This is a genomic window from Chryseobacterium sp. YIM B08800, from assembly GCF_026163565.1.
Lineage (GTDB): Bacteria > Bacteroidota > Bacteroidia > Flavobacteriales > Weeksellaceae > Chryseobacterium.
Window position 1 is genome coordinate 31249 of sequence record NZ_JAPDKN010000001.1, and the last position, 11468, is coordinate 42716.

Sequence of the window (11468 nt, forward strand, 5' to 3'; positions counted from 1 at the left end):
CAAATTAAATAAAAATAGTCTAATTTAGCAGAATGTTAAAAAACTTTTTTACAGCCGTCGGAGAATATATGATTCTTATCGGTAAATCTCTTCAAAAACCTCAGAAAATGAGAGTTTTTTGGAAGTTATTTATGCGAGAAATCAATGACTTGGGAGTCAACTCATTTGGGTTGGTGATTTTCACGTCTATCTTTGTAGGAGCCGTAGTTGCCATTCAGATGTTTAACAATTTTGATGCATCATCATTCCCAATTCCTCCTTCATTTGTAGGATATGCTACCAAAGCAGTTTTGGTGCTTGAGTTTGCCCCTACCATTATCAGTTTAATTTTAGCAGGAAAAGTAGGTTCATACATTGCTTCTACCATTGGTACAATGCGTGTTTCTGAACAGATTGACGCTTTAGATATTATGGGAGTAAACTCTCCCAATTTTTTAATTTTACCTAAAATTATTGCCTGTCTTATTTTTAATCCGCTTTTAATTGCAATCAGTATCGTTTTTGGTATTGGTGGTGGTTATATTGCGGGCATACTTACCGGTAACTGGACGACTGCAGATTACATCACAGGTATTCAAATGTATATGCCTAATCTTTTCATTTATTATGCATTTACCAAAACAATTGTTTTTGCATTTGTAATTGCAACTGTTCCATCTTATTTTGGATATTTTGTGAAAGGTGGTTCATTGGAAGTAGGTAGAGCAAGTACACAAGCCGTGGTTTGGACGATGGTATTTATCATTATTTCCGAATTAATTTTAACACAATTAATATTAAGCTGATGATTGAGGTAAAAAATCTTAAAAAGAGTTTTGGTGATGTTGAAGTGCTTAAAGGAATTTCAACCACCTTCGAAAAAGGCAAAACAAACCTGATTATCGGACAGAGTGGATCAGGAAAAACCGTTTTTCTTAAAAGCTTACTAAACGTTTATCAACCTTCATCAGGAGAGATCTTGTTTGACGGAAGAGATATCAACATCATGAATCGTGAAGAGAAACAGCATTTACGATCTGAAATCGGAACCTTATTTCAGGGAAGCGCATTGTTTGATTCTTTAACTGTTGAAGAAAACATCATGTTTCCACTTGATATGTTTACCAATTTAACGTACAGAGAAAAGAAAAGAAGGGTTTTTGAGGTAATCGGAAGGGTACATTTGGATAAAGCTAACAGAAAATTCCCATCAGAAATTTCCGGAGGGATGCAGAAGCGTGTGGCAATTGCAAGAGCGATTGTAAATCACCCAAAATATTTGTTCTGTGATGAGCCAAACTCAGGATTAGACCCTTATACTTCTAATGTAATTGATGATTTATTGCTTGAAATCACCAAAGAATACAACACCACAACCATCATTAATACCCATGATATGAACTCGGTGATGACAATTGGCGAGAAAATTGTATATCTGAGATTGGGCATAAAAGAATGGGAAGGTAATAAAGACATTCTGATTACTGCAGGCAATAAAAATCTAATCGATTTCGTTTATTCTTCGGAGTTATTCAAAGAATTGCGAGAATATCTTTTAGAAAATAATAAAACAATTGAGAACACTATTACAAAAATAGACGATAATGAAAAAATTAATTAGCGCAGCATTGATAGGCTTTTCAGTTTTTGCTTCGGCACAGATTTCTTTGGCGGCAAAAGCAAACGCAGTAATTCCTACAAGTTCAGCTTCGTGGAAGAATTTAAAATCTGCGGCAACCAACGCAGTAGAACAAAAAGGAAAAAACATTACCGGATTTAATGTTGGTTTATCTTTAAAAATCGATTTACCAACTGCATTGTACCTAATGCCGGAAATTTATTATACCAATTTCAGCAACGAAGTTACCGTACAAAATGATGTAAATGCAGCTCAAACGACCATTAAAGCTAAAAACAGCAGAGTAGACATTCCTGTTTTGGTTGGGGTAAATGTTTTAGGGAATTTATTAAGTGCTTATGCAGGTCCTGTTGGAAGCTTCAACTTAGCGAAAAGCGATGATTTTGATAATTTCATACAGAAGGTTGACGCAAAAGAATTCACTGTAGGTTACCAATTAGGTGTGCAAAGTGAGATTAAGAAGCTAATTCTTTCAGCAAGATATGAAGGTGCTTTTTCTAAAGATCAGAGAAAATTCATCAACAATGTTGCAGGATCAAGTCAGGAAATCAATTACGACAACAGATCAAGCTTATTTTTGTTAGGTTTAGGATATAAATTCTAATCAAACAAAAAATTCAATCATAAAAAATCCTCAAATTAAATTTGAGGATTTTTATTTATATTTTCTCTTTCAAGCTCAGCCTGATGTTTTTCAATTTCGATGGCTTGCTTCTCCAATTCTTCTTTTTCTTTTTGAAGCTGCTTAAACTCCTTTCTTTTGGCTTCAGCTTTTATGGCACTCCCTTTACTTACATAACCAATCATTCCGCCAAATATCAAACCGATTCCAATTCCCGCCATTACTCCCATTACATGAGAAATTGTAATTTTCTCAACAGTAAAATCTGTTGTCAGATAAAAAAGTAAGGCAGATACTGCAAGAAGTATCATTCCTATAATCGAAATACTTTTCATAATAGTGTTTTTTATGGTGAATACTCTTTTATAAATTTATAAAATAAAATTTATAAAATAAAATTTATAAAACATAAGAAAAATTCTCTCGGCTAAGTTGTAAAATTTAAATTTTTTAAACTTTTCCTCCTGCTCTTTTATAATATTCTAAAGCCTTTGGTAAATCTTTCTGAATATCTCCAACCCTTGTTCCCGGACTTGGGTGGGTAGATAAAAATTCAGGTTGTCTCGCTCCTGTAGATGAAGCTTCCATTCTCTGCCAAAATGGTATTGCTTGACGTGGATCGTATCCTGCAATAGCCATTAGATTTAATCCCATTTCATCTGCTTCAGATTCCTGAGTTCTTCCATATTTTAAAAGAGCAACTTGTGAACCAACAGGATAAACTTGTTGAAAAACGCTCGACCATTGCGCATTTGAAATAGTACTTCCTAAAAGCGCACCTCCATATTGTGCAACCATAGCCTGTGAAATTCTTTCATTACCGTGACCTGCCAAAGCGTGAGAAACTTCGTGCCCCATTACGACAGCAAGACCTGTTTCATCTTTAGTAATCGGAAGAATTCCTGTATAAACAGCCACTTTTCCACCCGGCATACACCATGCATTCATTTGATTATCCTGAAGAAGATTAAATTCCCACTGATAGCCTGATAAATCTGCACTTCTGCCGATACTTGCATAATATTGCTCTGCTGCTGTTTTTATTTTATTTCCTACTTTTTTAACCATCTGAGCCTGAGCTCCTGTCACAACTTTTGATTCTTTCAGAGTCTGCTGATATTGTTGCACAGCCGAAGAAGTTATCTGAGGATTAAGAGTTCCTATTTGCAGAGATTTTCTCCCTGTCATCGGATTTGTTGTACACGCTGCAACTGCAAAAGCGGCTGCTCCAATTCCTAATAAATGAGTAATTTTCATAATTATGCCTATTATAATTGAACCTTAACAATTTCTATTCCAAAAAAAAATCCTGAAATTCGTTTTTGCATACATTTTGATGTATAAATTTAATAATTTTAATCTTATGAAAATTTATATAAAAATAATCTCAGTTTTTGGTTTCATATTTCTTTTTCAGAATTGTGCATCGCAAAAAGTTGATCCACAAATAGTAAACAATCTTGTAAGTTCGGATGAATTTACGTTTCATGCCGAAAAAGCAAACCCGATGAATTATGATGTTATCAATGTGGTAAACTCAATCCCCAATGCCACTCAGCTTCGTACATTTCAGATTTCTGGTGAAAGCTACGGTATTGAAATAAAAAAAGGAGTAATGGAAGTTACGCTTCCTTATTTTGGTAGAGCTTTTACATCAACCTACGGAACATCTGATAACAGCTACAGATTTACCTCAAAAGATTATGCTGTGACAAAAACTCAGAGCAAAAAAGGAAATTGGGTGTACAAAATTAAACCTAATGATGTGAAAAATGTTTCTGATATCAATATTGAAATTTTTAAAAACGGAAAAGCATCAACATCCATAAGAAGCAACGACAGACAGCCAATTTCTTATGATGGATATGTTTCTCAAAATGAAGAAACGAAAGAAAAAGAGAAGCTTTAGTCGTGGTTCGGGTTTCGTGATACGAGGTTCAAATGCAAAAAAATATTAAACATTTTTCCGAATCACAAAACTCGGATCTTGAAACTCGCAACTCAAATCTCAGATTTCGAATCTCTTAAAAACTTTTCTACAAATAATTTTGCTTCGGTACTTGGATTAGAAATCAGGTCTGAAGCATTTTTTTTATGCTGAATATAAGCTTCCTCCACAGAGTTATCTTTTTTCATCATGCTTAAAATATATTCCTGAACCCAGTATTCAAAGCGTTTTTCAGATTGTTGCGTTCGAACTTCATCAAAACGTTTCGTATTCTTTTTTAATGAAATAAAATCATCAATTTTTTGATAGACATCATTCAATCCTTCATTATGTAAAGCCGAACCCAGCAAAACAGGAACTTTCCAGTCTTTTTCTTTTGCAGGAAGAAAATCTAATGCCCGTTTCAGTTCGAGCTTGGTATTTTTAGCTTTTTGCAGATTACTTTCTTCAACTTTATTAATGAAAATAATATCGACCATTTCCATGATTCCGCGCTTGATTCCCTGAAGTTCGTCTCCACCACCAATAATTTTCAGAAACAAAAAAACATCGGTAATATCTGAGACCAAAACTTCAGACTGTCCTACTCCAACGGTTTCAATTAAAATATAATCGTAACCTGCAGCTTCACAAATCATCATCGTTTCAAAAGTAGTATTGGCAACTCCGCCCAAAAAACCGGAGCTTGGCGAAGGACGAATAAATGCATTTTCTTCTTTTGCCAATTCTTCCATTCTGGTCTTATCACCTAAAATACTGCCTTTATTAATCGCAGAACTCGGATCGATTGCTAAAACAGCTACTTTTTTTCCATTTGCAATTGCTAATCTTCCAAAGTTTTCTATAAAAGTAGATTTTCCGGCACCGGGAACTCCTGTGATTCCTACCCTGACTGAATTTCCTGTTAATGGAAGAATTTTTTTTAAAAGTTCTTCTGCCTGATTTCGATGTTCAGATTTTGTGCTTTCAACTAAAGTAATGGCTTTTGCAATCAAACGCTTATTGCCTGATTTAATACCGTCTATAAAGTCTTCTGTTGAAATTTTCATCCGAATATTTCCATTTTTAAAGGAAAGATCTAACCTGTCGGTTTTATTCATTCAAAAATATAAAAATAACCTTCAAAATCCGAGAAAAAGCTCATTAATTTTAATGCTTCTAAATTATAGATCTAAACACCAATCACTTGTAAAATTCGCTATTTTTGTTTTAAACAATTAAAAAAAATATGAAAAGTCTATTTGCAGCAGCAACATTTGCCCTTATTTTATTAGCATCTTGTACCCCGAAAGCAACACCCGTAGCTGAAGCTCCAAAATCATCGACAAGTACCACAGAACAAATAGCACAGGGAAAAACAATCTTCGAAACTGCATGCAAAAGATGTCATGATTTGCCAGAGCCCACCAAATTTACTTCTGTACAATGGGTAGGAATTATGAATTCTATGGCTCCAAAAGCGAAACTAACTGACGAACAACATCAGTGGGTTTACGATTATGTGGTGTCTGTGAAAAAATAAAAGATTCAACCAACAAAAAATATCATCATGAAAAAATTAGTTTTAAGTATAATTTTAGGATCTGTTTTTATGGTTTCTTGCGGACCAAAAAGCACAGCCGTAACCGGTCCTAAATTTACCTCAGCTGAACATTTGGCACAAGGAAAAACAGTTTTTGAAAACTCATGCAACAAATGCCACAAACTACCGGATCCTGCAAAACACGACGATCAGGGATGGATTAAAACCTTAAGCAGAATGGCGCCAAAAGCAAAATTGAATGATGAACAACATCAAATGGTCTATGATTATTTGATTTCTGTAAATAAAAAATAGGCTTTCTTTTGAAAGTCTATTTTTGTTTAAATCTAAAAAATTGACAAGCAAAACGAATAGACCATTCATATTTCACCAGTTGAATTTACTTTAAACTAATTCCCAAACCAGGTTTTCCGGATAGAATAATTTTACCATTTTCTACAAAATTTCCGGTGGCATAATCATTAGAAATAAGATTGGCTCCGTCTAAATCTACAAAATCAACAAGTCCGGTTAAAAGGCAACCTGCGGAAATTCCAACTGTTGATTCTGTCATGCAGCCGATCATAATTTTATAGTTTAATTCTCTTGCTTTTTTTATCATTTCTAAAGCGGGAGTCAATCCTCCACATTTCATCAGTTTAATATTGATGCTTTTATAGTATGGAATGAGTTCCTCAAGCGAATCAATATTCTGACAATCTTCATCTGCCATCCAATTGGCAAAACTTTCTTTTTCTAATATTTTATAATGATCAATCGGACGAGGCTGCTCCAAATATGAAAATCTTTGAACCTCAGCATTTTCCTGAAACCAAATACAATCTTCATCGGTAAAACTTGCGTTAGAATCTAATGCGATACTCTTATCTAATTGTAATAATTTTTCAACATTGTTTTTATTTAAACCTTTGCATTTTACCTTGAATTTATTCCATTCACTTTTCTGAATTTTATCGATTTGATCCTCAATATCTCCAACGGAAATAGTAATCGAACTTTCAACTAATTGATCCGTTGAAAGTTGATTTAATTCTAAAAAGTTCTTATTTTCCAGCTTTCCAAAAAGATCCCAATACGCACAATCTAAAGCAGAAAGTAAAAACGAATGAAGGTTTAAACTCAATAAAAACTTAAAAAAATCTTTGGGATGAATGATTTTCTGAGCTTCAATTTGATACTGAACTCCTTTTAATTTTAAAACAAAATCCTGAAGATTAATCTGGTAATAATCAATCGCCACACATTCGCCATAACCTTTACAATTTTGGTGGGATAGCTCTATCAACAATACATCACGATGATTGTAGTTTCCGTAAGCAATGGAGAATGTTTCTTTTAGGTGAATCTCTTTGAGTTCAAATTTTAATTTCATATTACTAACTTACCCAATGATTATATGAATTTATAACTTTCCATTTACCATTCACTTTTTTATAAATCGAAGTTGAACCTCCACCGTATAATGGTCCACAAGACATTGAATTTTCAACAATGCAAACCGTTTTATTTTTATTAAAAAAAGGAACAGAAAAAGTTTGAATACATTTATCTCCATATTTTTTTCGAAATTCCTTCCAAAAATCCCGTTTATATTTTACATTTAACTTTAAAATTTCGTCGGTTGTTACAAAATCTAATTTCTTCTTGATTCTACTTTTTTGGAGATTAAAATTTATTAAATTTCTATCTTGATTTTTATAGTAAGATGAATCTTTTATTGCAAAAATAGAATCATACGAAAAATTTAATACTGAACTAGGAGGAGGCGGTGGTTCTTCGTTCTCATTTAATTCTTCAAAAAAAATTCTCTTAACTGCAATATTATAAATGTTATCATGTAAAGTACCATTAATGCTGTCTTCTCTAATTTGGTCAGTAATAAGTTGATTCAAAACTTCGTACTTCAAGTCCAAAGTTTCATCTTTCGGGATTATTTTTTTTCGCGCTTCGTTCTTTTTACAAGAAATCAATAGCAATAGAATCAAAAATAAATAGTGTTTCATAAATTAAATTTACAAAAAAAGGAGACTTATTTCGTCTCCTTCTTGTTTTTAGATTTTTTCTTGGGCATTTTAGATTTTATAAATTTCTTGCGATCTTTTACAACATCCAAACTATGCGATGAGAAACAATACTTTTCAGCCTCAGTTAAGAACTTTAAAGCATTAGGAAAACTTCCTCTCTTCTCAGAAAGCAGAGATCTGTAAAACCAGATAGTCGCTTTATCAATTCCTTTTATTTTCAAAGAATAGTTGATTAATTTTTCAGCTTCCTGCAAATCTTCATTATCCAAAAGACATTTAATATAATATTTTGGCGTATTAAGATTCGTAACATCACATTGCATCGCCTCTTCAAAATAGAGCTTTGCTTTTTCGTAATCGATGAGCATTTCGCTGTAGATTCTTCCCATCAGGCAAAGCGAATCTGCATCTTCAGGATCGTAAGACAGTGCATAATTCAATGCTTCCAGACAATCGGGCAAGCTGTAAGGATAATTATCCAAAGCTTCGAAATAATATTTACTTTTAGTTAAGGTCATTTCTGTAGTTTTTTAATTCATTTTTCAGTTGATTTCTTTCTTTTTTGAAAGATTTCTCCTGATAATTCTTTTTAAAGTCCGTTCCTGAAAATGTTCGGATCGGGTTTCCTCTTTGCACATTCAAATGATTGTTCCAAGTTTCCTGCATTCTTTTTTGAAGCTGAATAATATTCTGTTCCAAAACTTTTTCTTTCAATCTTTCAATCGAAAGTTTTTTATTCTCCAATTGGGAACGCGTATCCTGTACAAAAACACTTTGCCCGGTCGGAATATGAGTTGCACGAACAGCCGTGTTGACTTTATTCACATTTTGTCCGCCACTTCCCTGACTTCTCGTCGTCTGAAACTGTATATCCTTTTCGTTGAAATTGATTTTCTCCAAACCTTCCAGTTCAAAAATCCCGATAAACCAATTGCTTCTTTTATGCAGCTTTCTGAAAGTACTTTTTCCTGTCCAAAGAATGCTTCCTAACCACGATTTTAAAAATTCATTGATATTTTTTGATTTTAAAAGAAGGGTTACGGATTTCAATGTCAGATTTTCATCCCCATTTTCACGATGGATGATTTCGTAGTCTATTTTATTATCTTTTGCTTCCTCAAGAAAAGCCTTCAGAAGTTTGGCAACTACCCATTGACATTCTAAAGGTCCTCTTCCTGAGGTTATCTGTATTAATTTATCCATTGTTATTTTGGTATTTCACTTAATCTTGGATGACCGACAGGATCAATTCCTTTTTCCAATAAATCTTTTGCAGCCATTACCGCCCAACATTTATCGCTGGTATGAATGTTTCTGTAAAATGAAAGTAAAACATCAGGTTTCACAACAGTGAATCCGTTCGCTTCGACAGTTTCCAAATCACTTCTTTCAAAGAAATCGATTGTAATTCTGTGAAATTTTCCGTTTTCCATTTCGATTGTTTTCTCATATCTGCGAAAATTTTCTTCGCTTGGAAGATGATCATATCTTGTCCAGATTTTCTGAAAACCTTCCCGCTGAAGAATCATTACAACCTCAGCAACATTTTCTTTCTTTACAAAAACATCAATATCCTTATGGTCATGTGCATGTTTGTATTCCGTATGCCCTACTTCAGACATAAAATGCCACGCCCAACCTCCTGATAAAATGACTTTATTTTTTAATTTTTCTAATATTTTTAGTCCGTGTTGAATTCTAAATTCCGGCCAGACTTCACCGTATCTTTGTATGTTATGTGGTGCTCCCATTTTACTAATTTTTGTTGATGGTTGATGGTTGTCAGTTGATGGTGTTAAAATTCTAACAACCATCAACTAAAAACTACCAACCATTTTACTTATCCATTCTCACAATTCGAGGTTGGAAAGTTCCCAGAATATCAACCAATTCACTTTGTGCATTCATCACTTCGTTGATGTCTTTGTACGCCATTGGTGCTTCTTCGGTATTTCCGCCCATCAAAGTGACATTCTTGAGTTTCAATTCTTTTTTAATGTCATTTTGAGTGAAAAGATTTCTGCATTCTCCTCTAGAATGCGCTCTTCCAGCTCCGTGAGAAGCAGAATTCAAAGAATCCGGATTTCCTTTTCCACGAACGATGAAACCTTTTGCCGTCATCGAACCGGGAATCATTCCCAATTCATTTTCATTCGCCGGAGTTGCCCCTTTTCTGTGAACGATCACTTCTTTTCCGTTATGGATCTCTTTCCACGCAAAGTTGTGATGGTTTTCAATTCTGGCTTTTACTCTTCCTCCAACAGCTTTTACCAATCTTCGGTGAATATCGTCGTGACAAGCCGAAGCGTAATCACCCGCCAAATTCATCGCCGTCCAATATTCTAAACCGAGATGTGTGTTCAGATCCAGCCAGGCAAAGTTTTGCGCTTCTTTTGGTAACGGACATTGCTCTGTCGCCACTCTCGAATAATATTGAGCGATCTCTGCTCCCAATCCACGCGAACCGCTGTGTGAAAGAATTCCGAGGTATTTTCCTTTCGGAAGATTGATTTGCTTATCTTCTTCTGTGATCTCTACTTCCCCGAATTCTACAAAGTGATTTCCGCCACCGGAACTTCCCATTTGTTTGATGGCTTTTCCTTTTAGTCTTCTCAAGATCGGAATTAAATCGAACGTATCTCTGTCAAAAATTTCGTGATCAACGTGAGATCTATGTGTTTCGTACATTCCGAATTTGGTATGTTCGGCAAGAGCTTTTTCATATTTATCTCTCGCTCCGTCAAGATATGAAATAGGCGTATCCAAAATACTCAAGCTCATTCTACAGCCAATATCCATCCCTACTCCGTAAGGAATTACTGCGTTTTCAACTGCCAAAACTCCTCCGATCGGAAGCCCATAACCGCTGTGTGCATCCGGCATTAAAGCGCCTTGTGTTGCAATTGGCAATTTCAATGCGGTGTACAACTGGTTTTTTGCTTCATCCGAAATATTGTTTCCGAAAATCTGGAAAGATGCACGGTTTGTATTGAGCATTCTTTTCTCCGTTTTCTTTGATGAAAGTAAAGCTTCTGCAATCTGCCCGAAGGTTAAATCTTTTTCAAATTGTTCCGGATTTTGTTGAATTTCTTTTAAAAGAGATTTTACATAATGAATATTTTTGGTTGCAAAATTTCTCTTCATGACTTCCAAAGCGACGTTCACGCTTTGATTATTTGGATAGCCTAATTTTAATATATCTTTTCCTTTAAGTTTTAAATTTCCCATTGTTTTTTAATAAGATGTTAGATATTAGACACAAGATGTTAGACATTTTTGCATCTAATATTTTTCAACTAGAATTTTAGTTGACTTTATTCAAACCTAACGGGTTTCAAAAACCCGTTAGGTTTTGATTGGCAGGAACTTTTTATTAGCCCCGATTGACTCTTAATTTATATTTATTATAGAATCGTCGAAACTCCGTTTTGCAGCGACATCCTTTTTTTGCATTGGCTTGAAAAAAGCGTTGGCAAAAAAGATATAGCGGAAAGCGGGATTTAGCTCCTGATAAAAATTTTGATTTCGGGGAAACTTGTTTTGAGTTTGAAATATTGCGCAATAAAAAACCCGAAAATCTTATGACTTCGGGTTTTGATATTTCAATATACTATTGTTCTATGAGTGTACCAAACCACGAAGCCTCGCCTTTGCAAAAGGCAATCCTACTGATGAATGTTGATTGTATTTGAACATTGCTTCGTTGTTTTTTA

The 11468-nt window shown here is 34.3% G+C and carries 15 protein-coding genes; 6 read left to right on the top strand and 9 right to left on the bottom strand.

From position 1 onward, the window contains the following. Positions 1–32 precede the first annotated feature (32 nt). From OEW74_RS00150 to OEW74_RS00160, 3 genes are read left to right on the top strand one after another with little or no spacing between them, the layout of a single operon-like run. On the top strand, positions 33–785 hold the full coding sequence (locus OEW74_RS00150) for an MlaE family ABC transporter permease (protein WP_210148350.1): 753 nt from the start codon (positions 33–35) through the stop codon (positions 783–785). Continuing rightward, the gene (locus OEW74_RS00155) at positions 785–1600 is read left to right on the top strand and encodes an ABC transporter ATP-binding protein (protein ID WP_265426559.1); all 816 of its coding nucleotides are present in this window, start codon (positions 785–787) and stop codon (positions 1598–1600) included. Before OEW74_RS00150 ends, OEW74_RS00155 begins: the two co-directional genes overlap by 1 nt. Then, positions 1584–2222: an outer membrane beta-barrel protein gene (locus tag OEW74_RS00160; RefSeq protein WP_265426560.1), complete on the top strand. Its 639-nt coding sequence runs from the start codon at positions 1584–1586 to the stop codon at positions 2220–2222. The genes OEW74_RS00155 and OEW74_RS00160 overlap by 17 nt, the downstream gene beginning before the upstream one ends. A gap of 35 nt (positions 2223–2257) precedes the next feature. Here OEW74_RS00160 and OEW74_RS00165 read toward each other — a convergent pair whose 3' ends face one another. Both OEW74_RS00165 and OEW74_RS00170 read right to left on the bottom strand, forming a co-directional pair. Next, entirely contained in the window at positions 2258–2575 is a 318-nt protein-coding gene (locus tag OEW74_RS00165; RefSeq protein ID WP_265426561.1) for a hypothetical protein, read from the bottom strand. Positions 2576–2690: 115 nt separating this feature from the next. Further along, entirely contained in the window at positions 2691–3497 is an 807-nt protein-coding gene (locus tag OEW74_RS00170) for a M48 family metallopeptidase (protein WP_265426562.1), read from the bottom strand. 106 nt (positions 3498–3603) lie between these two features. Here OEW74_RS00170 and OEW74_RS00175 point away from each other — a divergent pair, with 106 nt between their 5' ends. Then, positions 3604–4149: a DUF4251 domain-containing protein gene (locus tag OEW74_RS00175; protein ID WP_265426563.1), complete on the top strand. Its 546-nt coding sequence runs from the start codon at positions 3604–3606 to the stop codon at positions 4147–4149. A gap of 92 nt (positions 4150–4241) precedes the next feature. Here OEW74_RS00175 and meaB read toward each other — a convergent pair whose 3' ends face one another. After that, the gene (gene meaB, locus OEW74_RS00180; protein ID WP_265426564.1) at positions 4242–5237 is read right to left on the bottom strand and encodes a methylmalonyl Co-A mutase-associated GTPase MeaB; all 996 of its coding nucleotides are present in this window, start codon (positions 5235–5237) and stop codon (positions 4242–4244) included. A gap of 179 nt (positions 5238–5416) precedes the next feature. On the opposite strand from meaB, the gene OEW74_RS00185 reads away from it, so the two are divergent. Then, positions 5417–5710, top strand: coding sequence for a c-type cytochrome (locus OEW74_RS00185; protein WP_102978722.1), 294 nt, complete (start codon positions 5417–5419; stop codon positions 5708–5710). Between the two features lie 27 nt (positions 5711–5737). Continuing rightward, the gene (locus tag OEW74_RS00190) at positions 5738–6025 is read left to right on the top strand and encodes a cytochrome C (RefSeq protein ID WP_265426565.1); all 288 of its coding nucleotides are present in this window, start codon (positions 5738–5740) and stop codon (positions 6023–6025) included. A gap of 85 nt (positions 6026–6110) precedes the next feature. Here the strand turns inward: OEW74_RS00190 and OEW74_RS00195 are convergent, their stop codons facing one another. The 6 genes from OEW74_RS00195 to OEW74_RS00220 form a co-directional block, all read right to left on the bottom strand. Beyond that, on the bottom strand, positions 6111–7103 hold the full coding sequence (locus tag OEW74_RS00195; protein ID WP_265426566.1) for an enolase C-terminal domain-like protein: 993 nt from the start codon (positions 7101–7103) through the stop codon (positions 6111–6113). Between the two features lie 4 nt (positions 7104–7107). Further along, positions 7108–7734, bottom strand: coding sequence for a hypothetical protein (locus OEW74_RS00200; protein ID WP_265426567.1), 627 nt, complete (start codon positions 7732–7734; stop codon positions 7108–7110). A 26-nt stretch (positions 7735–7760) separates the two neighbouring features. Next, the gene (locus OEW74_RS00205; RefSeq protein ID WP_265426568.1) at positions 7761–8273 is read right to left on the bottom strand and encodes a tetratricopeptide repeat protein; all 513 of its coding nucleotides are present in this window, start codon (positions 8271–8273) and stop codon (positions 7761–7763) included. Further along, a complete protein-coding gene (gene prfH / locus OEW74_RS00210) occupies positions 8260–8958 on the bottom strand; it encodes a peptide chain release factor H (protein WP_265426569.1) in 699 nt (232 codons plus the stop codon). Before prfH ends, OEW74_RS00205 begins: the two co-directional genes overlap by 14 nt. Before the next feature lie 2 nt (positions 8959–8960). Further along, complete coding sequence (locus OEW74_RS00215; RefSeq protein WP_265426570.1) at positions 8961–9506, bottom strand: nucleotidyltransferase domain-containing protein; 546 nt, start codon at positions 9504–9506, stop codon at positions 8961–8963. 85 nt (positions 9507–9591) lie between these two features. Beyond that, positions 9592–10983 (bottom strand): RtcB family protein, encoded by a 1392-nt coding sequence (locus tag OEW74_RS00220; RefSeq protein WP_265426571.1) that lies wholly within the window; start codon positions 10981–10983, stop codon positions 9592–9594. Positions 10984–11468: the final 485 nt, after the last annotated feature.

Bases quoted from the DNA above. Each gene is read 5' to 3' on its own strand.
- OEW74_RS00185 (WP_102978722.1), top strand. From the start codon at position 5,417: ATGAAAAGTCTATTTGCAGCAGCAACATTTGCCCTTATTTTATTAGCA.
- OEW74_RS00150 (WP_210148350.1), top strand. From the start codon at position 33: ATGTTAAAAAACTTTTTTACAGCCGTCGGAGAATATATGATTCTTATC.
- OEW74_RS00175 (WP_265426563.1), top strand. From the start codon at position 3,604: ATGAAAATTTATATAAAAATAATCTCAGTTTTTGGTTTCATATTTCTT.
- OEW74_RS00215 (WP_265426570.1), bottom strand. From the start codon at position 9,506: ATGGGAGCACCACATAACATACAAAGATACGGTGAAGTCTGGCCGGAA.
- prfH (WP_265426569.1), bottom strand. From the start codon at position 8,958: ATGGATAAATTAATACAGATAACCTCAGGAAGAGGACCTTTAGAATGT.
- meaB (WP_265426564.1), bottom strand. From the start codon at position 5,237: ATGAAAATTTCAACAGAAGACTTTATAGACGGTATTAAATCAGGCAAT.
- OEW74_RS00165 (WP_265426561.1), bottom strand. From the start codon at position 2,575: ATGAAAAGTATTTCGATTATAGGAATGATACTTCTTGCAGTATCTGCC.
- OEW74_RS00190 (WP_265426565.1), top strand. From the start codon at position 5,738: ATGAAAAAATTAGTTTTAAGTATAATTTTAGGATCTGTTTTTATGGTT.
- OEW74_RS00195 (WP_265426566.1), bottom strand. From the start codon at position 7,103: ATGAAATTAAAATTTGAACTCAAAGAGATTCACCTAAAAGAAACATTC.
- OEW74_RS00155 (WP_265426559.1), top strand. From the start codon at position 785: ATGATTGAGGTAAAAAATCTTAAAAAGAGTTTTGGTGATGTTGAAGTG.
- OEW74_RS00170 (WP_265426562.1), bottom strand. From the start codon at position 3,497: ATGAAAATTACTCATTTATTAGGAATTGGAGCAGCCGCTTTTGCAGTT.
- OEW74_RS00200 (WP_265426567.1), bottom strand. From the start codon at position 7,734: ATGAAACACTATTTATTTTTGATTCTATTGCTATTGATTTCTTGTAAA.
- OEW74_RS00220 (WP_265426571.1), bottom strand. From the start codon at position 10,983: ATGGGAAATTTAAAACTTAAAGGAAAAGATATATTAAAATTAGGCTAT.
- OEW74_RS00160 (WP_265426560.1), top strand. From the start codon at position 1,584: ATGAAAAAATTAATTAGCGCAGCATTGATAGGCTTTTCAGTTTTTGCT.
- OEW74_RS00205 (WP_265426568.1), bottom strand. From the start codon at position 8,273: ATGACCTTAACTAAAAGTAAATATTATTTCGAAGCTTTGGATAATTAT.